The organism is Nitrosospira sp. Nl5 (genome assembly GCF_900102495.1).
In the GTDB taxonomy this organism is placed as follows: Bacteria; Pseudomonadota; Gammaproteobacteria; order Burkholderiales; family Nitrosomonadaceae; genus Nitrosospira.
Genome location: NZ_FMVQ01000008.1, coordinates 38,150 through 64,831 on the forward strand (window position 1 = coordinate 38,150; position 26,682 = coordinate 64,831).

The following is a 26,682-nucleotide window of genomic DNA, read 5'->3' on the forward strand; positions in this document are numbered from 1 at the left end:
ATACCGTAAAATGGCATTTTAACCCAAATTACTCCTATCATGCCCACTACCGAAAGTCGCGTTTACCGTTGTTACATGTGCCTCATTTGCGGCTTCATATACGACGAAGCTGAAGGATCGCCGGAAGAAGGCATCCCTGCCGGCACAAGGTGGGAAGACGTGCCGATGAACTGGACTTGCCCGGAATGTGCCGCGCGCAAGGAAGATTTTGAGATGGTAGAAATTTAAATGCGTATTCTACATACCATGCTGCGAGTCGGCGACCTGGAAAAATCCATTGCTTTTTACACCGATGTGCTCGGGATGAAGCTGCTGCGTCGAAGGGATTACCCGGAGGGTAAATTCACCCTGGCTTTTGTCGGTTACCAGGAGGAAACAGATGGCGCGGTCCTGGAATTAACCCATAACTGGGATGTAAAAAAATACGATTTGGGCACTGGCTATGGGCATATTGCCATAGAAGTGGAAAATGCCTACCAGACGTGCGCGGATGTAAAAGAGCGCGGCGGCAAAGTGACACGTGAAGCGGGGCCAATGAAACATGGCGCCACTGTGATTGCATTCGTGGAAGACCCTGACGGTTACAAGATCGAGTTCATACAGAAAAAAACGGTATAGCCGTGAAAGGGGGGCTGAAACCGGTCCTTATCCTTGGAAAAAATCCAGCTTCCTCTGCGGCTAGCTCTCCAATTTGCCGGGCCGCACCAGCCGCACTTCCCGTTGCGGAAAAGGAATGTCGATGCCGTTTTTCTGAAATTGAGACCAGAATTCAAGATTCAGGGCGGAACGTAGCCGCAGTGCTCCGCCTTCCGGATCCTCTACCCAGACAATCAATTCCAGCTTGATTCCATCGTCGGCAAACTCCCTCAGGATCACCACCGGTTCCGGATCAACCAATATTTGTTGCTGTTTTTTCGCAACCTCCAGCATGATGTTCATCGCGATTTCAATAGGACTGGCGTAACTGATCTGAATTGGCAAAACCAGACGTATCCGGTGATCGGAATAGGTCTGACTGACCACTGTCGAGGTAATAAAGGTATCGTTGGGAATCAGGGCTTCGGTGCCGTCGTCACTCTTGAGGACGACGTATCGCGTGGTGAGCGAAGTGACCTCGCCTTTGCGGTTATCCACCGTCACGACATCGCCGATGTGCAGAGAGCGATCCAGGAGAATGATAAAGCCGCTTATGTAGTTGCTGGCAATCTTCTGTAGACCCAATCCCAGCCCGACGCCAAGTGCGCCCCCGAATACGGACAGGACGGTGATGTCCACGCCAACCATTGGCAAGGCGACCAGCACGCCTAAAAAAATCAGAAGCGTGCGGATAAGTTTCGAGAGTATTACCCGCTGGTTGATATCCATCGCCTTGGCGTCCATGATACGAGCTTCAAGCGAGCTGGCGAGCCACAGTGCTACCAGCATACTGAGCGTGAATGCGAGGATCCCTTGCACGATCAGCAATACTGAGAGGCGTTGCTTGCCGACATGGAAGGAAATATCATCGAGAAGCGTTAGAATCTCCGGCAACAGACCTGTTATGTGGAGTACCAGCCCGATCCAAACTGTCCACCCGATGAATCGCTCCCATGGGTGCAGCCACTCCTGGCTGGAAAAAACCCTGCGCAGCATATAGACGGTCACGCGAATCAGCGCGAGCGCAAACAACAACGGGACAACGATGTTGAGAAGATGCGTCGAATACCAGTGATCCAGGGCCCACCTGGCTGGGATCACCAGGGCAAGCGCAAAGAAGGGGAAGATAAGCCGGCTCATGCTGTTCACGCTGATATTTAGCGGCCCGCTGCCGCCTACCTGCGATGCGATACGTTGCCTGAATTGCCATTGCAGCAGCCATGCTAGCCCAAGACTTGCAAACAGCACGGCAAGCTGCCACAGGACACTCACTTCCTGCGCATCTGTGATCAGATTACGGAGGAGGCTCTGGAATTCGTTATTGGATTGCATGAGGTTTGCTGGAACTGAGCATGCGCTGGAATAAATTCTCGCAGGGCCGGACAAGCTTGCCACACCGTGTCGTGGCAAAGCCGCAAGTTGCGTCTATCGGTAAGGCTGTGAGTGTTCGTAGTGGTGGCGCCAGTTTTTCAGGTAAAGATCGGTGAGCGCCAGATTGCCGCGTATCAACAGCACATTCTCCGCATTCTTGTACTGCGCGGCGTGGGTAAAGTTGAAACTACCCGTAATCAGCGTTGCTCCGGGGCTATCGGCGTCAATCACAATGACTTTGTTGTGGGCACCGGTGTGATCGGAATCAATAAAAACCGGCACGCCGCCGGCTACCAGTTTCGCGATCACGCTAGTGGGAATTCGATGGGTCTGTTCCTTATCCGCAACCACTTTTACGTCCACTCCACGCTGTTTGGCTGCGATCAATGCTTCAGCAATTTTGCGGTGGGTAAAGCTGAATGCTTGCACCAGCACCTGCCGGCGTGCATCATGAATAGCATCCGCGATAAGCTTGCCGGCATCATTTCCTGGAGTGAAGGCAACCTGCACTGTGCCGGTAGCGGGAAGAATAAGGGCCGCGCTGCCCTCATGATGATGAGGTGGCTCAAAGGCTGCTGCAGACGCGGCAAAAAGGACGGCCAGACAGCCGGCAATGAAAGTGCCGCGATCGAGCAGTATCATGCTGCTTCCTTCTTTGCCAGTTCCACTGCGGCGGCAAAAAAACCGTCCGTGCCATGCGAACCGGGGGATAATTGCAGGTATACGCCGGTGTCGAGCGAAATTTTTTGCTGCGTCAAAAGCTCGGCACAATTCAGCACGTTGAACCGGGAGTGGCTAGCGAGAAAACGTTCGACAATTTCCTGGTTCTCCTCCGGCAAAAAGCTGCAGGTGGCATAGATCAATCTGCCGCCGGGTTTTAGGAGGTTTGCCGCAGACGACAGAATCGCCGCTTGCTTGCGCTTGAGTTCTTCGATGCTCCGGGGGGATTGCCGCCATTTCAAATCCGGGTTACGTCGCAGTGTTCCCAGGCCGCTGCATGGAGCATCCACCAGCGCCCGGTCGATCTTCCCCGTCAGGCGTTTTACCTTGATGTCATTTTCATTGGCGATACGCTGCGGATACAGGTTGGATAAACCGGAGCGCTTGAGGCGCGGCTTGAGATTATTCAGGCGTTTCTCGGAAATATCGAAAGCATAGATGCGCCCTTGCGAGCGCATCAGCGCACCTAGCATCAGCGTTTTGCCCCCAGCCCCCGCACAGAAATCAACCACCATGTCGCTGCGCCTTGGGGCGAGCAAATAGCCCAGCAGTTGGCTGCCCTCGTCCTGTACTTCCACTTTGCCGGTGAGGAACAGTTCGTGGCGGTTGATCGCGGGCTTGCCGGTGAGACGGATGCCGATAGGCGAGTACGGCGTAGTATTGCATTCAATTCCGTCTTTGCTGAGTAACGCAAGTACCTCGTCGCGATTTGCAAGCAGCGTATTCACGCGCAAATCAAGCGAAGCAGGCTGTTGCAGCGAACGTCCGAGAGCGAGGATATCGGCATCCGGCATGAAGCTTCCCAGCTTTTCCACCAGCCACTCGGGGAGTTCAGCCTGGATAGCAAGTGGCTCAGAGTTCGGTGTTGCCGCCTTGATTCCCGAAAGCCATTTCGCCTCGGCCTCGCTGACGAGCGGTACCAGCTCGCGCAAATTCATACCCTGAAATTTCGCCAGGTAGGCGAGTAGCAGGGGACGGGGCATAGTGCCGGCAACACACTCAAGAAAAAACCGGTGACGCAGAATGCCAAATATGCTTTCTGCAATAAACGCCCGGTCGTTTGCCCCGAGCATTGGATTTTCGCGAAAAAAATGCCGCAGTATCGAGTCAGCGGGGTGTTCCAGCGGAAGCACGGCACGCAGCGCGGCGGTTGCCATGTCTAGGTGAGCAGGGGTGAGACGCATCTATTGTAGGCACTATGGAAGTAGGGCAAGGAGGTGTGGCGGCACACTGCACATCCCAAGCCGCGGGAGGACGATCACTCTTGCTATTCTTGGTTTAGATTATTGCAGGCGTCCCTGTTTTAAGCTGTTTGCTGGTTCTCCGTAGCTTATTTTCGTTACCATCTGATCTGTCACAATACCCATTTTCTCGGTCGCAACGATGCGTACCGGGAGCATATGGTGATCCACGGCCAGCCAGATTTTTCTGTCGCGCTCCCCATCCGTTTCCGTCTGCTTTGTCAGGACGACAGTTTCGAGCTTGCCCATCGGGGTATCCAGTGTTTCCTTGCCAACGGTGTAGCGAACGGGCTCGAGCTGTTTTCCATCTGTTACATGCAGATTTAAGACTTGGTCAGAGATAGGGGATAATATGAAGCTATATAACAGGCTCAGCTTATCCTGAGCGTTGGCAGGTAAGGTTTTTTGCTCTTCCCCGCGTTTGTGCTGAAGGATCAGTAACTTCTTGCCCCAATCAAAAATGGCTACTTTGGGTAATTTCTTGCCGTGCTGATCGGAAAAGCGGGTAGGACGTAGTGTTCCCTCCGCAGTAATGATTCCCTCGCTATCACGCACCACCGGGTGCGGTTGGGTCAGCGCTAGCATGCCTTTGGCGCGCGCTTCGCTGCTAATGGCGTAGCTGCGCGCACCGCTTTCCCGCCTGATTTCCAGCGTATCGTTCACCTCACCTTCCAACGCGCCGGATGTGATCGAATAGCTGATATCGACGCGAGCAGGAATATCGGCGGTGAAGGCGGGAACGCTCAGCCCCCAAAATAAAGCAACGAATAAAAATTTCATTTGTATAGTCCCGGTGAATATAAAACTGCATCATTGGCTATGGCATCACTCACTTCAACACGGTTATCGAAGAGTTTCAGCCTGCCTTCCATGAACCATCGCACGGCTTCGGGGTAAATGCGGTGTTCCTGTTGCAACACCCGGCCGGCAAGGGTTTCCTCGGTATCGCCTGGCAAGACCTGGATCGCGGATTGAATAATAATCGGGCCATGGTCCACCCGCGCATTAACAAAATGCACCGTGCAACCATGTATTTTCACACCTTCCCGCAGTGCCCGGCTATGCGTGTCGAGCCCCGGAAAAGCGGGCAATAGCGAAGGATGAACATTCATTAGCTTTCCACGATAACGGTTAACAAAGCCATCCCCCAGAATGCGCATAAAACCAGCCAGTGCTACCAAGTCCGGCTCGTAAGCGTCGATTGTTTCCGCCAAGGCGGCATCAAATGCCTCGCGGCCCGAGTAAGCGCGTTGATCCACGACTTTCGTTGCAAACCCCTGCGCTGCTGCGATTTCCAGTCCCGCCGCATCTGGCCTGTTACTGATCACCGCCGCTATCCTGACCGGAAGTTTTGCCTCAATCAGCGCTTGCATGTTGCTCCCGCGCCCGGAGATGAGGATAACCAGAGATTTCATCATGTCAGCAGAGCGGACATCCATCACCCTGCCAATTACTCAATGATCGTTTGCGCTTCATTCGCGTGGCGTGGTCGTATTATGCCAATGCGCCACGCAGTTTCACCTGTGGATTTCAATAATTTTATCGCGGGTTCAGCGTGTTCCGGTGCTGTGATCAATGCCATGCCGATGCCGCAATTGAATACGCGATGCATTTCGCTATCGCTTACATTGCCTTGTTGCTGCAGCCAGCCAAAAAGCGGAGGCATATCCCACTTCCCTTTCTGCAGTACCGCGGCAACACCTTCCGGCAAGACGCGGGGGATATTTTCCACCAGTCCCCCGCCGGTAATGTGAGCCATTCCTTTGACCGGCACATGCTTCATCAGTTCGAGCACCGGTTTTACGTAAACACGGGTCGGCGCCATGATTACGTCCATCAACGTTTCACCGTTGAAATCGGCTGACAAGTCCGTATTATTCTTTTCGATGATCTTGCGGATTAGCGAGTAACCGTTGGAATGGGCGCCACTGGAAGCAAGTCCAATTACCGTATCGCCTTCCCGGATGGTTAAACCGGTGATAAGCTGGTCTTTCTCCACCACGCCCACGGCAAAACCCGCGAGGTCGTATTCGCCCTCCGGGTACATGCCAGGCATTTCAGCCGTTTCGCCGCCAATCAAGGCACATCCCGCCTGTTCACAACCTGCTGCGATACCCTTGACGACGCGCGTGGCGATACCCACATCCAGCTTGCCGCAGGCGAAATAGTCAAGGAAGAACAACGGTTCCGCCCCTTGCACCAGAATATCGTTGACGCTCATCGCCACCAGATCTATGCCCACGGTGTCGTGTTTGGCCAGCTGGAATGCGAGTTTCAACTTGGTACCCACGCCATCGGTACCTGATACCAGCACCGGGTTGCGGTAGTTCCGGGAGATTTCGAACAGTGCTCCAAAGCCGCCTATGCCTGCGAGCACTTCCGGACGCATGGTACACTTCGCATAGGGTTTGATGTTTTCCACCAAACGGTCGCCGGCATCAATGTCCACGCCTGCATCGCGGTAGGAGAGTTGAGTAGCGCTCGGATTCTCGGGTTTGGATGACGTCAAGTTGAGTTCTCGCTCTGTTGCAGATAGCATGCCAACTTTCAAGAATCGCGATTTTACCGTAAATGGCTCACGAACACTCCTTTGATCTGCGCCATTCGCCAGAGCGCCTGCGGCGCGTCTGGCTGCATCAAATGCGTACGCCATACACGGGCAGCAGTCGCTCGCAATGAAGCAGCTCGTGCTGGATATTGTCCCGTCGCCGCCGCCTGCACTGACCAATTTCGTGCCGGGACGCAACGCTGAACTGTTGCAAACCTTGGATAACATTCTTGCGGGAGCGGAACGAGAGCATTTTGTTTACCTGTGGGGCAGGACAGGATGCGGCAGAAGTCACTTGCTGCAAGGGGTGGCGGGGTTATGCATGCGCAACAAAATGCGCGCCGCGTATATCGCGTGTGACGCGAATACCGATTTTGTTGCGAACGGCGAAGCCGATTGCGTAGCGGTGGATGATGTTGACCGTCTCAACGCTGAGGCGCAAATTGGCTTGTTTAACCTCTATAACCGTATTCGCGACGAAGGCCACGCGCTCCTCCTGGTAAGCGGTCCCGCCGCACCGGCGCAATTGAAGTTGAAAGTACGTGAAGACCTGGTCACCCGCCTGGGATGGGGGCTGGTATACCAGGTGCATGAATTGACCGACGAGGAAAAAATAAAAGCCATGAAAAGCCACGCCGCCAATCGCGGCCTCGATCTGCCGCAGGAGGTATGCGGCTATCTGCTTCGGCATGGGCGCCGCGACCTGCCGTCCCTGATGGCGACACTCGACGCACTCGACAGCTACTCGCTGGCAAACCAGCGTAAGGTCACGGTCCCGTTAGTGCGCGAATTGCTGCAGATAACGTCATGAAGCTGGCCCTGTTCGACCTCGATAATACCCTTCTGGCCGGTGATAGCGATTTCGAGTGGGCGCAATTCCTCATCGAGCAGCGCGTGCTCGACCGGGAGGTGTATGAGGCACGCAATGTGGAGTTCTATGAGCAATACAAAGCCGGCACGCTCGACATACACGAGTTTCTGGATTTTCAATTGAAGCCGCTGTCACGCCATCCCCGCAGCCAGCTTGATGCATGGCACAGTGAATTCATGGAAAAGAGAATTCTGCCGCGGATAGCGCCAGGCGCGCGGGAATTAATCAACCGACATTTGCTGGGAGATGATCTGTGCATCATCATCACTGCCACGAATCGCTTTGTTACCGCACCGATCGCGCGTGCATTGGGCATCAGCAACCTGATCGCCACCGAGCCGGAACATAAGGATGGTGAATTTACCGGCCAGGTTTTGGGGGTGCCCTGTTTCAGAGAAGGCAAGATAACCCGGCTGGAAAACTGGATGGATGAGCACAACCTGACTTGGCTGTCGTTTCTGGAAAGCTGGTTTTATAGCGATTCGCTGAATGATCTGCCGCTGCTCAAAAAAGTCACCCACCCCGTCGCGGTAGATCCCGATGCGACACTCAAGGGTTATGCGGAAAAAAATGCCTGGCCCATCATCAGCCTGCGGTAACGCTGGGGGAAGGTTCTGTTATGGGTTGATGAGGTTGGCAACAGCTGCCCAGGCGACCAGTATGTTTTCCTCTAGTAATTTGCGGCCAGAGATGTTGATTGTTCGCGTTCCGGCGTGATTTCCGCCAAGCATCCCTCGCTGTTGCTGATTGTGTTTTTGACGTTCGCATTTGGCAGCCTGTTTGCCGGATTGCTGTTCGGCAGCGTGGATATTCCTTTTTCCGGCGTTGCCCACGCGTTGTTGTCGCCAGCCGATAGCATCCCTCATCAGATTGTCTGGCAGCTTCGCATCCCGCGCGTATTGGCTGCATTTGCCTGCGGTGGTCTGTTGGCCCTGGCGGGGGCGCTATTGCAGATTTTATTGCGCAATCCGCTGGCCGATCCCTATATCCTGGGGGTCTCCGGCGGGGCGGCGGTTGGTGCGCTCGTTGCAATGCTGCTGGGGTGGGGCCTCTTATTGACCAATCTGACATCGCTGGCGGGCGCATTGGCAGCGATCGCCATCGTATTCGGGTTGAGTTTTCGCGCAGGCGACTGGAATCTCTACCGGCTGCTCCTGACAGGCGTAGTGTTGTCAGCCGGCTGTACCGCACTGACCACCTTAATCCTGACCCTGGCACCGGCCAGCGATGTAAAAGGCATGCTGTTCTGGTTGATGGGCGACGTTTCCCGCGCCGAAGAGTTGTGGCCTGCGTGGACAACGCTGATTGTTGTCGCGGCATTGAGCATGCTTTTTTCCGGTAGCCTCAATGTTCTAAGCCTGGGTCAAATGAAGGCAAGAACGCTTGGCGTGGCAGTCCTGCCATTGCAGGTCGGGATTTACTTTGGCGCGTCGCTGGCAACAGTCGCGGCGCTAATGCTGGCGGGCGCCATCGGTTTCGTCGGGCTGATTGTTCCCCACGCAGTTCGCCTGCTGGGAGTCAGCGACGTTCGTTGGCTGCTGCCCTTGTCGGTGCTGTTGGGCGGCGGCTTTCTTACATTGGCGGATACCCTGGCGCGTACCTTGTGGGCGCCCCAGCAATTGCCTGTCGGGGTACTGACCGCCTTGCTGGGTGTGCCGATGCTGTTGCTGCTGCTATCGAAAAAACGCTGATCGCAATATCCGGTGTGGTTAGCGGGAGAGATTGCCCTCAGGAGATAATAGGTTCAGCCACGCTTGTTTATGCGGCATAATTCACCCTTTTCGGTTTTGCCGCAATGAACGCTGCCGAATTATCCGCCTGGTTTCCCGCGCCGTCTTCCTTGTCGCCGCGCGCTCGCGGCTGGTTGCAGAACCGTGGCTCTCTGACTCAGCTCATTCAGCGGCGCTGCTGCGGCGATTTCCGCGTTAATCCGGTGTTCCAGTCACTGTCAAAGGCATGCCAGGATGAACTTGCCGTGATGAACTTGCGCCGAGACGAACTTGCGATGGTACGGGAAGTGTATTTGTATTGCGGCAATACGCCAGTGGTATTTGCGCATTCCGTGGTGGCAGCGAAGGATCTCCGGGGTGCATGGCGCGGCTTGGGCGGCCTGGGCAGCAGGTCGCTGGGCACCGTATTGTTTACGAATCCCGTGATCAAGCGTACCCCGCTTCGATTCAAGAAGCTGAATTCAGCGCACCCGCTTTTCCGCCGCGCCTGTCAGAATTTGCCGGAAAAACCACCTGGCTTGTGGGCACGTCGTTCCCTGTTCAGCTTGCGGGGGCAATCGATACTGGTCACCGAAATATTCCTGCCTTCCATCCTGGAGTTGACATCGTGACGCTGACACACTTGGGGCAGCGCCTCGGCCATTACGAAAAGCTGATGCGTCTTGACAAGCCAATCGGCATCCTGCTGCTGCTGTGGCCGACACTATGGGGCCTATGGCTTGCGGCGGAGGGTGTGCCCAGCGTGAATATTCTGCTGATATTCGTGCTGGGCACGGTGCTGATGCGTTCCGCAGGCTGCGTCGTCAATGACTATGCCGATCGCAATATCGATCCACACGTCGAGCGCACCAAAAATCGCCCGTTGGCCACCGGCAAGCTGAGTTCCAGGGAAGCGCTGTTGCTGGCAGCCGGATTGAGCCTCTGTGCGTTCCTGCTGATACTGCCGCTTAACCGCCTGACGCTGGAGCTGTCGGTGCTTGCACTATTCCTTGCGGCGAGCTATCCGTTCACCAAGCGCTTCTTCGCCATGCCGCAGGCCTATCTCGGCATTGCTTTCAGCTTTGGTATTCCAATGGCCTTTGCCGCGCAGACCGGTGAGGTGCCGTTCATTGCGTGGATACTGATGGCGGCGAATCTGCTGTGGGTCATTGCATACGATACCGAGTATGCGATGGTGGACAAGGTTGACGACCTCAAGATCGGCATCAAGACTTCCGCCATTACTTTCGGCCGTTTCGATGTCATGGGCGTGATGCTATGCCATGTCTTTTTTCTGGGCACTATGATAATGGTGGGGCTAATCCAGAAACTGGGCATTATGTATTATGCGGGCCTGGCGGTTGCGCTGGGGCTGATGGTTTATCAATACCGCCTCATTCACGATCGTGACCGAGGACGCTGCTTCAAGGCTTTTTTGCATAATAATTGGGTAGGCGCAGCGGTGTTTGCCGGAATTGCATTGGATTATCTGATAGGCAATTTCCAATGAAATATAGAGACCTGCGCGATTTTATTGCCCAGTTGGAAAATCAGGGCGAGCTGAAACGCATCACGGCCGAGATCGATCCTCATCTGGAAATGACCGAAATCTGCGATCGGGTGCTGAAAGCTGGCGGTCCGGCTGTTCTGTTTGAAAAACCGAAGGGCCATACCATCCCCGTACTGGGGAATTTGTTCGGTACCCCGCGACGCGTGGCGATGGGCATGGGGCAGGAGTCGGTCGAGGCACTACGGGAAGTAGGAAAACTTCTCGCTTATCTGAAAGAACCCGATCCCCCCAAAGGGCTGAGAGATGCCTGGGAAAAATTGCCGGTGCTGAAGCAGGTGCTCAACATGGCGCCCAAGGTACTTTCGAGTGCGCCGTGCCAGGAGGTTGTATGGGAAGGAAACGACGTGGACCTCGGCAGGCTCCCGATCCAGACCTGCTGGCCGGAGGATGCAGGGCCATTGATCACCTGGGGATTGACCGTCACTCGCGGTCCGCACAAAACGCGACAGAATCTGGGCATTTACCGGCAACAGGTGATCGGACCCAATAAACTGATCATGCGCTGGCTGGCCCACCGCGGCGGAGCGCTCGATTTTCGCGATTTCTGCCTGGCTAATCCGGGGCAGCCTTACCCCCTGGCGGTTGCGTTGGGGGCGGACCCGGCGACGATACTCGGCGCGGTGACGCCGGTGCCGGACAGCTTGAGCGAATACCAGTTCGCCGGATTGCTGCGCGGCGCAAAAACCGAAATCGTCAAATGCCTGAGCCATGATTTGCAGGTTCCGGGCAGTGCCGAAATCGTCCTGGAAGGCTATATTCATCCCGGCGAAACCGCGCTTGAAGGCCCTTTCGGCGATCACACCGGCTATTACAACGAGCAGGAGACTTTCCCGGTATTTACGGTGGAGCGCATCACCATGCGGCGCAACCCGATCTATCATTCCACCTACACTGGCAAGCCGCCCGACGAACCGGCAATCCTTGGCGTGGCGCTGAATGAAGTATTCGTCCCCTTGCTGCAAAAGCAGTTTTCCGAAATTATCGATTTTTACCTTCCGCCGGAAGGCTGTTCCTATCGCATGGCAGTGGTAAGCATGAAAAAGCAGTACGCGGGCCATGCCAAGCGCGTCATGTTCGGCGTATGGAGCTTCCTGCGTCAATTCATGTATACCAAGTTCATCATCGTGACCGACGACGACGTAAACATCCGCGACTGGAAGGAAGTCATCTGGGCCATTACCACGCGCGTCGATCCCGCACGTGACACTCTCATCGTGGAAAATACGCCAATCGACTATCTCGATTTCGCAAGCCCGGTCTCCGGCTTGGGCGGGAAAATGGGGCTGGATGCTACCAATAAGTGGCCGGGAGAGACTAATCGGGAATGGGGTACGCCGATTGTGATGGATGCGGCGGTGAAAGCGCGGGTGGACGAGATTTGGAAGGGTCTAGGACTGTGAAGTGAATTCTTTATTCGAGTAACGACGACGGGTGACCGGCATAAAGAATAGATTAACCAATTTCTTCAGAATTTATTGTATGTCTAATTTAATACCACTCGACAAGGTCATTCTATGGCTCATAAGGTAAACCTCGATGCACTTATACCGCGCGATGACTTTGAAATGGGGGAACCAACTGTTACCGCCGGTATACAGAAACATACAATTTCCATAAACGATCTAAAGAAGGGGGAGTTTTTTTATTCTTATTTAAGAAAACCTGATTTTCAAAGAGAGACTAGTGAATGGGATGCTCAAAAACTAAGCAATTTAATACTCAGTTTTCTGAATAACGATTTAATCCCTGCAATTATTTTATGGAAGAATGGTGCAAGTTTAACGTTTGTTATCGATGGCTCACATAGACTTAGCGCATTGGCGGCTTGGATCAATGACGATTATGGTGATGGCAAGATTTCAAAGGATTTTTTCGATGCGCGTATACCTGATGAGCAGCAAGAAATCGCAAATAAGACACGCAAGTTAGTAAATAGTAAAATAGGCTTATTTTCCGACTATCAATTGGCAAATACTAATCCCGAAAAAGTAAAAGCAGAAATAGTATCGCGGGCAAAGCAGTTGGGGGCGTTATCTGTACAGCTTCAATGGGTTAACGGGGATGCGAGAAAGGCTGAGGAATCATTCTTTACGATTAATCAACAAGCATCGCCGATTAATCAAACGGAGCTTCGAATTTTACGAGCAAGAAAAACTCCTCAGGGAATTGCGGCGCGCGCGATATTTAGAGCAGGACAAGGGCATAAATACTGGTCGGCCTTTCCTGAGGACGCTCGGCTAAAGGTTTTAGAGGCCTCAAAAGAAATACACGAACTTTTATTTGTGCCAAAACTTAAGACGCCAATAAAAACTTTAGACATTCCGATCGGAGGAAAAGTTAATTCTGCCAATGCATTGGCACTTGTTTTAGATTTTATATATATTGTAAACGGTATAAAAATTGAAAAAGAATCGGTTAGTGACGAAATTCGGGACGATATTGATGATAGTAAAAGAACGCTAATGCTATTGAAGCAATGTATCGAAATTGCGAAACGCATCAATAGTGTCCATCCGGGTTCTCTGGGATTACACCCTGCGATTTATTTTTACTCCAGAGATGGAGGTCATAAGGTGGCTACGTTTTACGCAATTTCATCTCTGATGCTTGAAATTGGAAAGAAAAATTTGTGGAACACGTTTATCGAGATCCGAAGTAAACTCGAATCCTTTCTTTTATCAAATGATGAGCTAATACAACAGATTGTTAGAAAGCATCGCGGTGCGTTTGCCAGTCATGAATATATAAAAGATTTTTTATTGATGATAATAAATGAGCTAAAAACAAAAGGAATAGATAAAGCTCTAGAATCCGTAATTGCAACTCAAACCTTTTCCTATTTGAAATTGGGTACTGGTAGCCCGCAACATGAGGCTTCGCAACAAGAGTTCACGCGAGCAGTTAAGTCTAAAACCTTTCTTGCTCAGGCCCTAGCTGGTGCAGTGAAATGTTCAATTTGTGATGGTTATCTTCATACGAATTCAACCACTGTTGATCATATCGCTAGAAAAAGAGATGGTGGGAGAGGAGGTGCGGAAAATGCACAACTTGCTCATCCTTATTGCAACAGCACATATAAAAATTAAATTGGGTGGGCGGGGTTAGATAAGAAGTTTAGATTAAGACGATGATAGCGTGTGTACGGGGCCGAGCAGAAAGAGGATGCTCGCATCCTCTGTGAATATTGTAGGAGCATAATTCCAAACCCGCTATCAGTTTTCTACTTAATGAAAATCCCGGCTCTCAACCCTGAGATTGCCCAGCAAATGACTATGGTCCACCAGGCGCTTGGCAATCACATGTTTGACTTCACTTTCGCATTGCCATACGCCATAAACCGTTAAAAGCTTTGAGTTCACTAGCTCGCGGCGCTGTTTCAGGACAAGCTGGTTCCACATCACAACGTTTATTATCCCGGTCTCATCTTCCAGCGTCACGAACACGACGCCACTTGCAGTTCCAGGGCGCTGCCGGCAGGTCACAATGCCGGTTGTCCGTACCAATCGTCCGCTTGGATAGTTATCCAGCTCTATTGCCGAATGCAAATTCATCCTGGCCAGTTTTGGCCGCAGCAGGGCAAGGGGATGCCGCCGCAGGGTGAGTTCCATGCTGGCGTAATCGGCGCTAATTTCCTCTGCTTCGGACGCAGAGGCAATATCCGGCAATGTCTCCCTTACCGGAGCGTCTCGCATCAAGTCCGATTGCTTAATATGGGACGCGGCCGCCCATAAGGCTTCCCGCCGGTGGCCTGATAAGGTGCGCAATGCATCGGCGCTAGCGAGAGCGCGTATTTCAGAAGTGTTGATTGATGCGCGCTTTGCCAGATCGGCTGGACTTTCAAAAGCAGCCATTTCCCTCGCCTTAACGATACGCTTGGCGGCTTTCAGGCCGATTCCTTTCACCCTGTTCAGGCCCAGCCGGACAGAGGGTTGAAAAGTCCCATTCATCTGTTCTTCAAGCGTGCAATCATGCTCGCTGACAGTCACGTCCACCGGGCTGACCTGAACACCATGGCGCTTCGCGTCTTGAATCAGCTGTGAAGCGCCATAAAAACCCATCGGCAAGCTGTTGAGCATCGCGCACAGGAATGCGGCGGGCTCGTGGCATTTAAGCCAGGATGATACGTAAACCAGCAGCGCAAAGCTGGCAGCATGAGACTCTGGAAATCCATATTCGCCAAAACCCTCGATCTGCCGGAAGATGCGCTCGGCAAATTCATGCTTGTAACCACGGCTGACCATGCCGTCGATTAAACGCATGTGGAAGGAGCCGAAGCCACCCTTTCTTTTCCAGGCGGCCATGGAGCGCCGCAACTGATCCGCTTCACCTGGGCTGAAGCCAGCGGCAAGTATTGCCAATTGCATCACTTGTTCCTGGAAGATCGGTACGCCGAGCGTGCGCTCCAAGGCGGTTCTGACTTCCTCGCCTGAGTAGTCCACGGGCTCCAGCCCTTGTCTGCGGCGCAGATAAGGATGCACCATGTCGCCCTGAATCGGCCCCGGGCGTACGATGGCAACTTCTACTACCAGATCGTAGAAGGTCCGGGGCCTTAAGCGTGGCAGCATTGACATCTGCGCGCGGGATTCGATCTGGAAGACACCGATGGTGTCGGCTTTGCAGATCATGTCGTAAGTTGCTGTATCTTCTCTCGGAATATCCTGCATCCGCAATGGCACTCCACGCCGGGCGGAAACCAGATCGAGCGTGCGGCGGATCGCCGATAGCATGCCCAGCGCGAGCACATCGATTTTCATCAGCCCAATGGCTGCCAGATCATCCTTGTCCCACTGGATGATGCGGCGGTCCGGCATGGCGGCGTTTTCGATGGGTACGATGCGGGACAGCTTCTCGCGCGAGATGACGAAGCCGCCGACATGCTGGGACAAATGACGCGGAAACCCATATAAGACTGGAATCAATTGAATCAGCTTGTGAATAACAGGGCTGTCGGGATCGAAGCCGTTCTCGGTCAGGCGACTGCGGATATCGGAGGCTTTATCCCACCAGGCCAAGGAACCGGATAGGCGTTTCGTGCGCTCAATATCGAGCCCCAACGCCTTGCCGATATCCTGAATTGCCGAACGAGTACGATAGGTGATGACCGTCGCGGCGATGGCGGCGCGGTCCTGGCCGTATTTCCGGTAGATATACTGGATAACTTCTTCCCGGCGCTGGTGCTCGAAATCGACATCGATATCGGGTGGCTCGTTCCGTTCCCTGGAGATAAAACGCTCGAACAACAAATTGCTGTGCTCCGGGTCGATCTCAGTAATGCCGAGGCAATAGCAGACCGCGGAATTGGCTGCCGAGCCACGCCCCTGGCAAAGAATATCCTTCGATCGGGCAAACCTTACAATGTCGAACACCGTTAAAAAATAGGGCTCATACGCAAGCTCGGCAATCAGTTGTAACTCACGCTCGATCTGATCCCTGACCTTGACCGAGATCTCGTTGGGAAAGCGCCATGCCATCCCCTCCTCGACCATCCGCCGCAGGTAATCCCCATACGTTTCATTGGTTCTGGCATCCGTCCCTGTCAATTCTTCAGGATATTCATAGCGCAGCTCATCAAGCGAAAAAGTACAACGCGTTGCAACTGAAACCGTTTCCTGCAAGAGTTTCGGTGGATAAATTTGCGCCAACTGCAACCTGGTACGTAGATGCTGCTCCGCATTGGGCTGCAATGCATGGCCGCATTCGCAAAGCGCCTTGCCGATGCGAATGGCGGTCATCGTATCTTGCAGGGGTTTACGGGTACGTTCATGCATATTCACGTCGCCCGCGGCCACAAGCGGCATTCCGGTGATATCCGCAGCCTGGCGTATTCGCGCAAGCAACAAATCCTCGCTGGCATGCAGCAATAGCTCGACCGCAGTCCAGCAGCGTCCCGGAAACAGCGATAGTGCCCAGCGCATGTCATCTGCCAAACAACTGCCTGCCTGAGTAGAGGAAGGGATCAACAAGACCAGGCAATCCGGCAGCAGGGATAAATGCGGGGCATCGGTACAGGCCTCGAAATCCGCGCGGCATATACGATAAGTCCCTTTCTCCGCGCGTTGCCTTGCCAGCGTGATGAGTTCGCATAAATTCCCGTAGCCATTTCGATTCATGGCCAGGCAGACCAGGCGTAATCCATCCTCCAGGACGAACTGGCTGCCGATCAAAAGATGCAGGCCCGTTTTTTTGGCTTCGGAATGCGCCCGCACGACACCTGCCATGGAACATTCGTCCGTGATAGCCAATGCGGTGTAGCCCAAGTTTGCCGCGCATTCAACCAGTTCTTCCGGCATGGAAGCTCCCTTCAGGAAACTGAAGCTGGAGCAGCAATGAAGCTCGGCGTAGGGAGGAGGTGAAGGCAAGGCCATGATCTATCCAAAAAGCCCCTGCAAGTACCAGCCCGCATTTTTTGCCGCCGGATTCTGCTCGCGGTAAATCCATAACAATTGGCCAAGCGCATTCTCCGCAATAAAATAATCGCGTGCGATTGGCGCATCGTCCCACCAGCCCGCTTCGATTCGCTCCGGTCCCGCAATCAATTTCAATGGTGAACCATAGACTGGTTGATGGCGTTGCACCCTCAGTTCCAGCGGTGTTTCCCTTAACCAGGCAGGACGGGTCAAAGGATGAGTTGATTCCAGTGGAATCGCTTTCCGGCATGAAAGATTATTCATTCCCGGAGGCTGACAGCTCTGGCTGTATTCGGGACGATGGTCAGGAATAACATTCAAACGCGTGATGGCTTGTGGTCCCAGGCGGGAAGAAAGTTTCTCAATAAACCGGTTTAATGAAGTTGTTTCTGATTGCGAGGTGGGGAATAGCTCTAAATTGGAATCTGGTCCTGCTGTTACTTTGTCCGCCGTCAGTTCCAGTTCACAGACCGGGGCTACTATTTCCGTACGCCCCAGCCATTCACGCAGCAAAATCATCAAATGCCGCGGGTCGTCGCTTTGCTCGGAAAGCCGTATCTTTATTGGCGTGGATTTGTGCGGCTGCCTGGGAGAGTATTCGTGATGCAAAACGAATGAGAACTCCAGGACTGCCGCATAACGCAAAGCCAGCCAGCCGCACATTTGCTCGATCATTCGCTGCACGGCAACTGACAGCAATTCGACATTTTCAACTTGCGCCATTAATGCCGTCTTTTGCTGAAAATATTCCGGCATCTCGAGCCACCGTTGCGGGTCTGGGGAGTTGCCGTAGGCATGATCCAGTTCAATCAGCAAATCCGGGCCAAACCGGCGTGCCACCCCGCTGCGAGGTAGTCGCTGTAGATCAGCCAATGTTTTGCAGCCTATGCCGCGAATGGCTTCAAGATGCGGCTGGGCTGATTCCAGCAAACCGGCGGGCAAGGAATCGAGCAATAACCGGAGTCTGGCGCCGGCGCCATTGACGACGGTGCGCAACGGCGCGGATCGCGCAAGCAGCCATGCCCCCGTGGCGGTGGGAGCAATCCCTACACAGAGCTGCAAGCCCTGCGCAGCCACTGCCTGATTAAGTAATCGACATAATTTTTTCAGGCCGCCAAACAACTTCAGGCTTCCTGAAACCTCGGCGATCAGTCCGCTGCCTTGCATAACGATATAGGGCGTGAAGCGTAGCGCGGCATACGCAGCTTCCTGCAATGCTTTCGTTTCTTCATTCGGATCATGTTCCACCAATATCAAGTCGGGGAAAAGGGACAAGGCGCTGGCTAGCGGTTGGCGAGCCATTACTCCCCGCCGCTGTGCCGGTTGATTGGCTTGCTGGATATAAATCTGATTGCCTTGACGAACAGTTACCGCCATTGCGGGAATCAATGTGGCGGGAAACCGGCGTTCAATCCAGTCAAGTGATAACGTCGGGCAATGAAGAGCGATCCACAACATTGGCTAAGGCGGGTGCGGGGGTAATGGGGTTAAAGAAGGGCTCTATTTGAGGCAGGGGAATGTAAAGGGGTAAGTCAATCGAGGCGCCCCTGCGCTTCAGTAAACGCACAGAAAGCGTATGCCGCTTCGCTGGAGCGAGCAATATTCTTAGCGGAGCTGCGGAGGGTTCAGATTGCGCGCTCGCCGGCCGGAACAAAAAAATCAGGCTGGCGGCAGTCCGCGCGATGATTTGCAGTTTGCGCAGCGCTTGCGGGCTTGCTGCGGGCAACCAGCAGATGATGATGCCAAAAGCGGCACTCTTGATGCCTTGTTCAATCACCCATAATCGCTCTGCGGATTTGGAAACCTTGGCCACCAGAATGCGCCGGCTATCAATATCTAAATTCTCCCATGCATGCATGTAAGGAAGATGAGGCGGATCAACCAGCAGGATATTCCTGCCATCCTGGGTGATATGCTTGAGTGGTTGGCTCAGTAATCTTATTTCCCCCAGTCCTTCCGCTGGCAACAACAATTCCGTCAGGCTGTGCGTAGACCATCCCCCTCCAGGCAACGCTTTATCCAGTTCATCGAAGCCACTGGAAACAATTTGATCAGGCGAAGACCCTAATGCGTCGCCTCGCCATATTCTGTCTCTGAATTGCGTTTCGATTTGTAGAAGCGATAGCGAGGCCAGGGATGAGGAAGCAAGCGTTGGCATGGCGAAAGACTTTTCATCAGTCAACGATTGAAATTGAGGCGATGCCCGGAAGTACGCGTTTTTCGGATGAGGCCAACATACAGCCCGTAGATTTCCAGTCCCTGCTCGGGCCGGATGGGCGGATAGTCACTGCTGCGGCCATGGTTGCGCGCTTCGAGGTAATAACCTCTTTTATCTCTGGCCAGGACTTTGAGAGTGAATTCATTATCCACAATTGCCAATACAACTTGACCGATTGAAGGTGAGTTACTGCGTTCGATAATCACCATATCGCCCTCAAGTATTCCCGCATCGATCATTGAATCGCCTTTAACGGGAAATAAAATGGTTTGAGAGGGATTCTCGATAAGATAATCATCGATGCGCAGCAATTCGGGTTGGACGTCGGCGGCCTGCTGAGGCATTCCCGCCCGAACCATATGCCCAACTGTTCGCTCAAAAAAGCGGGGGCCGGGACGCAATCGGCTACCCGGTGCATTCTCAAGAAAGTCCTCTTCCTTTAAACGCTGAACAATCTGGTGTGTCCAGGAACGCGCCTTCCCGTTCCATAGCACAGACAATTCAGTGATTGAGGGGATGACTTTTTCCTTGGCGTAGTAATCCTGGAGTTTGCCCAGATAAGAAGAAATGTCGAGTTGTTGCATGGCGAATAGGATTGAGAACAATTGTTCTTATTGTAGAGGACAATTGTTCTCAATTCAAGCGAAACCAGTTAGCGCGATCTTAAAAAACAGGTTTCATTTGGCGTAAACCAGCGGATTATTTATCTATCCTGCTAAGGGAAATGCGCCGCTGCGTTACTTATATTCCCTGATTTTCTTGCTCGCCCGATGCTGAGAAGGGATAATAGCGAGTTCTCCGCTGTTGCCCGCACTGGACACACGCCAACTCCAGCATAAGGTTATGGCGGGAAAAGCGGGTTTAATCGGCCTTCGAAATCATTCCATATATGCTGTTGATGATCGACAATTACGATTCCTTCACCTATAACCTGGTGCAATATTTTGGCGAACTGGGTGAGGAAGTGGTCGTGTTTCGCAATGACGAAATTACTCCGGATGAAATTGCGCAGCTAAAGCCCCGACGAATCGTCATTTCACCCGGCCCTTGCACGCCCAGCAAAGCGGGTATATCGATACCGTTGATTGAGCGCTACAATAGCCGCATTCCTATATTGGGCGTATGCCTGGGCCACCAGAGCATAGGGCAGGCTTTCGGCGGCAAGATCGTTCACGCCAAACAAGTCATGCACGGCAAGACTTCGCCCATCTTTCATCAAGGCGCGGGCATGTTTCGAGGCTTGCCAAATCCATTCACGGCAATTCGTTATCATTCGCTTGTCATTGAGCGTGAGAGCCTTCCGGATTGTCTGGAAATCACCGCCTGGACGGAGGATGGCGAAATCATGGGTGTGCGCCATAAAACCCTCGCGGTCGAAGGTGTGCAGTTTCATCCGGAGTCCATTCTGACCGAGCACGGACACAAGTTGCTGGAAAGCTTCCTGAATCAGTGAAGCCTGCCTGATGCGCGGACATACCCAAAAAGGAAATTATCATTAAGCCGCAGGAAGCGTTGGCCCGTATCATCGAGCATCGCGAGATCTTTCACGACGAAATGCTCTCGCTCATGCGCCAGATCATGAGCGGAGAGATGCCCCCGGCGCTCATCGCCGCTATTGTCACCGGACTTCGGGTAAAAAAGGAAACTATCGGCGAAATCGCCGCCGCCGCACAAGTGATGCGTGAATTTGCCACTCGCGTGGAGGTGGCGGATCATCGGCATCTTGTGGATACATGCGGGACTGGAGGGGATGCCGCGCATACTTTCAATATTTCCACTACCGCCGCTTTTGTTGCCGCGGCTGCAGGGGCGCGAGTCGCCAAGCATGGAGGCCGCTCCGTATCCAGCAAATCGGGAAGCGCCGATGTGCTTGAAGCCCTCGGCGTCAACCTTAACCAGACGCCCCCGCAAGTTGCGGAAAACATAAGGCAAATCGGCCTCGGTTTCATGTTCGCGCCCAATTTTCATAGCGCCATGAAACATGCCGCTCCAGTGCGGCGCGATCTCGGCGTACGTACCCTGTTCAATATCCTGGGACCGCTGACCAATCCCGCTGGAGCGAAGAATCAGGTACTGGGCGTATTTCACCCAGATCTTGTCGGCATCCTCGCCCGCGTGCTGCAGCGCCTGGGCAGCCATCATGTAATGGTGGTCCATGGCAGGAATGGGCAGGGAGGGCTGGACGAAATCACCATTGCGGGTGAAACCTGGATTGGCGAGCTCAGGCACGGCGAGGTGTCGGAATACGCCGTTAAACCGGAGGATTTCGGTATGAAGACGGCTGCGATCGAAACGATACAAGTGCAAGACAGCATGCAATCCAGGGAGATGCTGCTGTCGGTGCTGGATAATCAGCCGAGCCCCGCGCTGGATGTCGTGCTGCTTAACGCAGGGGCGGCGATCTATGTTGCAGGAGTGGCGGAATCACTGGAGCAGGGTCTGGAAAAGGCCCGTGTGGCGATAGAAAGCGGTGCAGCCAGGGTAAAGTTGCGTGAACTGGCCGAATTCTCAAATCGGGATAGCATTCCCCTGGTTTAACCGATGTCCAATATTCTGCAAGAGATTCTGAGCGTCAAGGTACAGGAAATTGCCGCGGCAAAGGCAGCCAAGCCCTCGTCCGCAATGCGTCAAGAAGCGGAAGCGGCAGCGCCGCCCCGTGATTTCACGGGAGCAATCCGCGATAAAATCGGTGCCGGCCTGCCCGCAGTCATTGCGGAAATCAAGAAAGCCAGTCCCAGCAGGGGCGTGTTGCGCGAGCGTTTCGATTCCGCGGCGATCGCGGCCAGTTATGCGCTGCATGGGGCGGCCTGCCTGTCGGTATTGACTGACGCACAATTTTTTGGCGGCAGCGCGGAATATCTCCGACAGGCCCGGGCCGCGTGCGAATTGCCGGTGCTGCGCAAGGATTTCATGCTGGACGAATACCAGGTGTTCGAGGCCCGCGCGATGGGAGCAGACTGCATTCTGATCATTGTCGCGGCGTTTTGCATGTCTTCATACTTGGCCGGAGAGCGTCAGGGAGAGGAGGAAGCGGTTGCGAGAATGCATAGGCTCGAAACGCTCGCACATGCGTTGGGCATGGCCGCGCTGGTGGAAGTTCACGATGGCGCCGAGCTGGAACTTGCGTTGCAATTAAATTCCCCACTGATCGGCATCAACAACCGCAACCTGCGCACTTTCGAAACAAGCCTGGACACCACGCTGCAATTGCTCGACCGTATTGCGCCATCACGCATTGTGATTACTGAAAGCGGCATCCTCACACCTGCCAATGTCGCGCTGATGAGTGATCATCAGGTCCACGCCTTCCTGGTCGGTGAAGCCTTTATGCGTGCCGATAACCCGGGAGAGGAGCTGACGCGATTGTTCGGGTAGCCCCCGCGTCGTCCGTACTGCTCGCGGTCTTGATATTTAAATCCGCTGTGAATCGCTGCTCAAACGATTTTGTTGCAAAAAAGCAACACAAGCTTCTTGCATATTCTGAAAGTAACTTGATTTCCTTGCTACGCGTTGCCGCGTTAGGCACAATCTCTCAACCTTCTCACTTTGAGAGGTCCAAAGCAGCGGGACGCACTCCACCGAAAATAGGGTCGGTGAGATGGCTCCACCGTTTCAACTTTAAAGGAGATTTTCCAAATGAAAAAGAAACTGATTGCACTGGCTGTCGCCGGGGCACTCGCGGCCCCAGTGGTTGCATCCGCGCAGGGGACAAACGTCACGATTTTTGGTAGGGCCCAAGCGGAATACAGCCTTGTCGATTTTTCAGGCCAGCCAAGCCAGGGAGCGCTTCAGGACAATTCCCGCTCGTCACGTTGGGGTCTGCATATCACCGAAGATCTCGGCAATGGGCTCAAAGCGAACGCCCGCCTGGAAATGGGCTTGAACATGGGTTCCGGTTCAGCCACGACTCCTCGTGAGCAGTGGGTTGGTCTCTCCAGCAATAACTGGGGCGATGTCAAGTTCGGCCGCGTCCAGTCTCCGTTCAAGGACTTTGCCGGCGGTATGACGATTGATCCATTTGCCTACACCACCCTGCAAGCCAACGGTGCCGGCGGCACAATGTCGGGCGGCGCTAACGGCATGGGTTCAGGCGCAAACGGTTTTGTCAACAGCGCTATCCGTTTTGACTCGGCGACCGTGGAAGGCTTCTCCTTCGCCGCTTTGCTGATGCCCGGTGACGCGAATAGTCTCGATCCTCAACTGACCAATTCTGGAATTGGGGGCGTTTCCGGCAGCTTTATGCCGAGTGGCTTGGGTAATCAGGGCAATACCGGCGGTAGAAACGGCGAATTCGACGGCCAGGCGGCTGCCAAATACCACGCTGATTTCATGGGCATGGGAATTGATGTATTCGGCGGTTATTCCAGGGACAACGCCAATAATTTCCAGAAGGGTCTTGGCCTCCAAACCGAAGAAGTTTGGCGTGTCGGTGCTTCCTGGGCCTATGAGAACTTCAAGCTCAGCGGCCAATATGAGGACATCAACAATGCTATCGGTTCTGCGACCTGTACCACCGCCGCATCTTTGACCGCCAACCCGCTGGACGTCGGCACCGCCACAGGGCAGTGTAATTCCGCAATGAATGCCGGCGCCGATGGCAATATCTGGCATGCAGGCGGGCAATACAAGTGGGGCAGTACCACGCTTGTGGCGCAAGGGGGTATGACTAACGCGCATGCGGGTGGTATTAATGCCGCCGGCGCACGCAACGTCGATAGCTTCACGGTGGGTGCTATTCACAACCTGAGCAAGCGTACCAGCCTTTTTGGTGGCTACCAGCATGTCTATGTTGATAACCCAAATGCCGGAGCTGCGAATAACGTAGGTGCCATTGTTGCACCCACTTATGCAACGGGTAATCGTGCCACCTACACGATTGGTGTCCGTCACAACTTTTAATCGAGTTAATCAGTTGAAATGGGGCGCTCCGGCGCCCCATTTTTTTGCCGTCTTCCACACTATAAGCCCGATGTCTGAATTCGCCACTAGATTCTGGCATCACTTGAATTTGCCCGATAGAGCAGGCTGATAAAAAGTGGAAGTTGGGCGGCACAAGAAGCGCACTGTGGATCATGGCGGCCAATTGGAAATACGTGAAAAAATGAACTGGAAAGTAGCTCCTCAAGTGTCGAATTCAATATGAATTCCTGGATTAAAGCCGGTGTATTAACCCTGAAACGGCTGTGTGTTTAGTTTATAAAACATACGTGCTAATATACTGACGCAATAAAATGTCATAAGAAGAAGAAAAAAATAGGGAGGTGATATGGAAGCCGTATTGCATCGTAAGAAGCTTTCGTGAGCTTCAAAATAACAGGAAAATCAGTGCGGTTATTTTGTATGGCTATCAATTAGTTTATTGAGGTTTTTTGGAGGATTTGCTCATGGGAGTTCCGTTGCGTCAACAGATTGCTGTAGGCAGCTATCTGATCAAGCAAAAGTTGAAAGGAGTAAAAAAATATCCTTTGGTTCTGATGCTGGAGCCTCTGTTCCGTTGTAATTTGGCCTGTGCGGGCTGTGGCAAAATTGATTACCCTGATGACGTCCTTGATCAGCGTCTTTCGTTTGAACAATGCATGCAGGCTGTCGACGAGTGCGATGCACCGATGGTATCGATTCCCGGTGGCGAACCGCTGATACACAAGGAAATGCCGCAAATCATTGCAGGCATTATTGCCCGGAAGAAGTATGTGTATTTGTGTACGAATGCGCTTCTGCTGAAAAAGAAGATAAACGACTATTCGCCATCTCCTTATCTGACCTTCTCTATTCATCTGGATGGCATGAAGGAAAGGCATGACGCCTCGGTTTGCCAGGATGGGGTTTTTGATCGGGCAGTTGAGGCAATAAAGTTGTGCGTGGAAAGAGGGTTCAGGGTCACCGTAAATTGCACGCTATTTCAGGGCGAAACCCCGGCGGATGTTGCCGAATTCCTGGATTATGCGATGGAACTGGGCATCGAGGGCGCAACTATCGCGCCGGGGTTCAGCTATGAACGTGCTCCCAAGCAGGACATCTTTATTAAAGGACAGGATACCAAGAAGTTATTCCGCGGTATTTTTGACATCGGCAAGACGCGCAACTGGAAACTGAATCATTCCAAGCTTTATCTTGATTTTCTCGCAGGCAATCAGGACTATGAGTGCACCCCGTGGGGTAACCCGACGCGTAACATATTTGGCTGGCAAAAACCCTGCTATTTATTACCGGATGAAGGTTACGCAACAAGCTTTCAGGAACTCCTGAATGATACGCCCTGGGAAAAATACGGTAACAGCAGCAATCCCAAGTGCGCCCAATGCATGGCCCATTGTGGTTATGAGGCAACCGCCGTTGAGGATACGTTGCAGCATCCGCTGAAAGCATTGCTAGCCTCTTTCAGGGGTCCCAGAACGACTGGCCCAATGGTCGCCGAGCCCACGCCTAAATGGGTGACAGAAGAACTGAAAGCTCGAAAAACAATTGGTGGGATTCCTGTCAAAGCCGAGCGATAAACGGCACCTGCAATGACGCGCATTCAAAGTACGCCCGGCTAGCTGTGCACGGGTCTTGATGGCAAGTGCGATCGCCATCGAATTTCGTGATCATTTTGAATTTGCAATCTCGGCAAAGGACTTTCCCTGGCGGAAGTGATTGCTTGAGCGTAAAGTAGGCGGCATCATTAGTAGAACATCATGCTGGCGATGACATGGACCTTGAACGCTACATATAAGCGCGGTTAGCGCATTTGCTGTAAAGGTTGTGAATATGAAAGTCCTGCATGCAATCAAAGCTGTATTACGCCTCCAGATAATAGTAATGATGATGCTGGTCGCGCCCGGTTCCTGGGCGGAGACTGCGGAGCCAGGCAGTCCGAAAGAGGTCGTAAATCGCCTGCACGAAGCACTTCTCAAGGCAATGCGCGAAGGTGAAAAACTAGGTTATCAGGGCCGCTTTGAATTACTGGCTCCCGTCGTTGACCAAACCCATGACCTCGATTTTATCGCGCGTACTACCTTGGGGGCCAACTGGACTCAGCTGGATGCGACGCAACAGCGTACTTTTACGGATATCTTCCGGAAGCTCAGCATTGGTACTTACGCGGGATGGTTTAAAAGTCACGATGGTGAGCGTTTTGAATTCGTGGAGCAGCAGTCCATGCCGCGGAATCAGGTAATGATACGCAGCAAGCTGGTTCCATTGAAAGGCGAGCCTGTACGTTTCGACTACATCCTGCGCCAAGGGAAAGAGGGTTGGCGCATTGTCAATATCCTGGCTGACGGCGTCAGCGACCTTGCGCTCAAGCGGGTAGAATATCGCGCCATCCTTCAGCGTGATGGCTTCCCCAAACTCATCGACATGCTCAAGAAAAAGATCGCCCTGACCGAAGAAGACTAAGTCAAGCCACGGAG

At 53.3% G+C, this 26,682-nt stretch carries 25 protein-coding genes; 15 read left to right on the forward strand and 10 right to left on the reverse strand.

Annotated elements, in window-relative coordinates; genetic code table 11:
* Positions 1-39: 39 nt before the first annotated feature.
* Both BLP45_RS09060 and gloA read left to right on the forward strand, forming a co-directional pair.
* Positions 40-228: a rubredoxin gene (locus tag BLP45_RS09060; RefSeq protein WP_090371881.1), complete on the forward strand. Its 189-nt coding sequence runs from the start codon at positions 40-42 to the stop codon at positions 226-228.
* Positions 229-618: a lactoylglutathione lyase gene (gloA, locus tag BLP45_RS09065; RefSeq protein WP_090371882.1), complete on the forward strand. Its 390-nt coding sequence runs from the start codon at positions 229-231 to the stop codon at positions 616-618.
* A 60-nt stretch (positions 619-678) separates the two neighbouring features.
* On the opposite strand, the gene BLP45_RS09070 is transcribed toward gloA, so the two are convergent.
* The 6 genes from BLP45_RS09070 to purM form a co-directional block, all read right to left on the reverse strand.
* Positions 679-1,968: a mechanosensitive ion channel family protein gene (locus BLP45_RS09070; RefSeq protein WP_090371884.1), complete on the reverse strand. Its 1,290-nt coding sequence runs from the start codon at positions 1,966-1,968 to the stop codon at positions 679-681.
* Positions 1,969-2,061: 93 nt separating this feature from the next.
* Complete coding sequence (locus BLP45_RS09075) at positions 2,062-2,649, reverse strand: phospholipase D family nuclease (protein ID WP_090371886.1); 588 nt, start codon at positions 2,647-2,649, stop codon at positions 2,062-2,064.
* A complete protein-coding gene (locus BLP45_RS09080) occupies positions 2,646-3,911 on the reverse strand; it encodes an RsmB/NOP family class I SAM-dependent RNA methyltransferase (protein ID WP_090371888.1) in 1,266 nt (421 codons plus the stop codon). The genes BLP45_RS09075 and BLP45_RS09080 overlap by 4 nt, the downstream gene beginning before the upstream one ends.
* Before the next feature lie 99 nt (positions 3,912-4,010).
* Positions 4,011-4,748, reverse strand: a complete 738-nt coding sequence (locus tag BLP45_RS09085; protein ID WP_090371890.1) for a DUF3108 domain-containing protein — start codon at positions 4,746-4,748, stop codon at positions 4,011-4,013.
* Positions 4,745-5,383, reverse strand: coding sequence for a phosphoribosylglycinamide formyltransferase (purN, locus tag BLP45_RS09090; RefSeq protein WP_090372052.1), 639 nt, complete (start codon positions 5,381-5,383; stop codon positions 4,745-4,747). The genes BLP45_RS09085 and purN overlap by 4 nt, the downstream gene beginning before the upstream one ends.
* Positions 5,384-5,418: 35 nt before the next feature.
* Positions 5,419-6,477 carry a phosphoribosylformylglycinamidine cyclo-ligase gene (gene purM, locus BLP45_RS09095; RefSeq protein WP_256327764.1) on the reverse strand — a complete coding sequence of 353 codons (1,059 nt, stop codon included), beginning with the start codon at positions 6,475-6,477 and terminating at the stop codon, positions 5,419-5,421.
* Positions 6,478-6,643: 166 nt separating this feature from the next.
* Here purM and hda point away from each other — a divergent pair, with 166 nt between their 5' ends.
* The 7 genes from hda (at position 6,644) to BLP45_RS09130 (ending at position 13,752) form a co-directional block, all read left to right on the forward strand.
* Positions 6,644-7,327, forward strand: a complete 684-nt coding sequence (gene hda, locus BLP45_RS09100) for a DnaA regulatory inactivator Hda (RefSeq protein WP_090371892.1) — start codon at positions 6,644-6,646, stop codon at positions 7,325-7,327.
* Entirely contained in the window at positions 7,324-7,986 is a 663-nt protein-coding gene (locus BLP45_RS09105; RefSeq protein ID WP_090371893.1) for a histidinol-phosphatase, read from the forward strand. The genes hda and BLP45_RS09105 overlap by 4 nt, the downstream gene beginning before the upstream one ends.
* Before the next feature lie 114 nt (positions 7,987-8,100).
* The gene (locus BLP45_RS09110) at positions 8,101-9,078 is read left to right on the forward strand and encodes a FecCD family ABC transporter permease (RefSeq protein WP_256327765.1); all 978 of its coding nucleotides are present in this window, start codon (positions 8,101-8,103) and stop codon (positions 9,076-9,078) included.
* A 104-nt stretch (positions 9,079-9,182) separates the two neighbouring features.
* A complete protein-coding gene (locus BLP45_RS09115) occupies positions 9,183-9,728 on the forward strand; it encodes a chorismate--pyruvate lyase family protein (RefSeq protein ID WP_090371895.1) in 546 nt (181 codons plus the stop codon).
* Complete coding sequence (gene ubiA / locus BLP45_RS09120) at positions 9,725-10,606, forward strand: 4-hydroxybenzoate octaprenyltransferase (protein WP_090371897.1); 882 nt, start codon at positions 9,725-9,727, stop codon at positions 10,604-10,606. Before BLP45_RS09115 ends, ubiA begins: the two co-directional genes overlap by 4 nt.
* Positions 10,603-12,066 carry a 4-hydroxy-3-polyprenylbenzoate decarboxylase gene (ubiD, locus tag BLP45_RS09125; RefSeq protein ID WP_090371899.1) on the forward strand — a complete coding sequence of 488 codons (1,464 nt, stop codon included), beginning with the start codon at positions 10,603-10,605 and terminating at the stop codon, positions 12,064-12,066. The genes ubiA and ubiD overlap by 4 nt, the downstream gene beginning before the upstream one ends.
* Before the next feature lie 114 nt (positions 12,067-12,180).
* Positions 12,181-13,752: an HNH endonuclease family protein gene (locus tag BLP45_RS09130; protein ID WP_090371901.1), complete on the forward strand. Its 1,572-nt coding sequence runs from the start codon at positions 12,181-12,183 to the stop codon at positions 13,750-13,752.
* A gap of 138 nt (positions 13,753-13,890) precedes the next feature.
* On the opposite strand, the gene BLP45_RS09135 is transcribed toward BLP45_RS09130, so the two are convergent.
* From BLP45_RS09135 to BLP45_RS09150, 4 genes are read right to left on the reverse strand one after another with little or no spacing between them, the layout of a single operon-like run.
* A complete protein-coding gene (locus BLP45_RS09135) occupies positions 13,891-17,031 on the reverse strand; it encodes an error-prone DNA polymerase (protein ID WP_090371903.1) in 3,141 nt (1,046 codons plus the stop codon).
* Between the two features lie 3 nt (positions 17,032-17,034).
* Positions 17,035-18,531, reverse strand: coding sequence for a Y-family DNA polymerase (locus BLP45_RS09140; RefSeq protein WP_090371906.1), 1,497 nt, complete (start codon positions 18,529-18,531; stop codon positions 17,035-17,037).
* Positions 18,491-19,231 (reverse strand): translesion DNA synthesis-associated protein ImuA, encoded by a 741-nt coding sequence (gene imuA / locus BLP45_RS09145; RefSeq protein ID WP_143002427.1) that lies wholly within the window; start codon positions 19,229-19,231, stop codon positions 18,491-18,493. The genes BLP45_RS09140 and imuA overlap by 41 nt, the downstream gene beginning before the upstream one ends.
* A gap of 20 nt (positions 19,232-19,251) precedes the next feature.
* Complete coding sequence (locus BLP45_RS09150; RefSeq protein WP_090371907.1) at positions 19,252-19,875, reverse strand: LexA family protein; 624 nt, start codon at positions 19,873-19,875, stop codon at positions 19,252-19,254.
* Between the two features lie 305 nt (positions 19,876-20,180).
* Here BLP45_RS09150 and BLP45_RS09155 point away from each other — a divergent pair, with 305 nt between their 5' ends.
* From BLP45_RS09155 to BLP45_RS09180, 6 genes are all read left to right on the forward strand, one after another.
* Complete coding sequence (locus BLP45_RS09155; RefSeq protein ID WP_090371909.1) at positions 20,181-20,744, forward strand: anthranilate synthase component II; 564 nt, start codon at positions 20,181-20,183, stop codon at positions 20,742-20,744.
* A gap of 41 nt (positions 20,745-20,785) precedes the next feature.
* Complete coding sequence (gene trpD, locus BLP45_RS09160; RefSeq protein WP_090371911.1) at positions 20,786-21,829, forward strand: anthranilate phosphoribosyltransferase; 1,044 nt, start codon at positions 20,786-20,788, stop codon at positions 21,827-21,829.
* Positions 21,830-21,832: 3 nt separating this feature from the next.
* On the forward strand, positions 21,833-22,666 hold the full coding sequence (gene trpC / locus BLP45_RS09165) for an indole-3-glycerol phosphate synthase TrpC (RefSeq protein ID WP_090371913.1): 834 nt from the start codon (positions 21,833-21,835) through the stop codon (positions 22,664-22,666).
* Positions 22,667-22,927: 261 nt separating this feature from the next.
* A complete protein-coding gene (locus BLP45_RS09170) occupies positions 22,928-24,190 on the forward strand; it encodes a porin (RefSeq protein ID WP_090371914.1) in 1,263 nt (420 codons plus the stop codon).
* A 485-nt stretch (positions 24,191-24,675) separates the two neighbouring features.
* On the forward strand, positions 24,676-25,785 hold the full coding sequence (gene hpnH / locus BLP45_RS09175; protein WP_090371916.1) for an adenosyl-hopene transferase HpnH: 1,110 nt from the start codon (positions 24,676-24,678) through the stop codon (positions 25,783-25,785).
* Positions 25,786-26,038: 253 nt separating this feature from the next.
* The gene (locus tag BLP45_RS09180; protein WP_090371918.1) at positions 26,039-26,668 is read left to right on the forward strand and encodes an HpnM family protein; all 630 of its coding nucleotides are present in this window, start codon (positions 26,039-26,041) and stop codon (positions 26,666-26,668) included.
* The last annotated feature ends 14 nt before the right edge of the window (positions 26,669-26,682 follow it).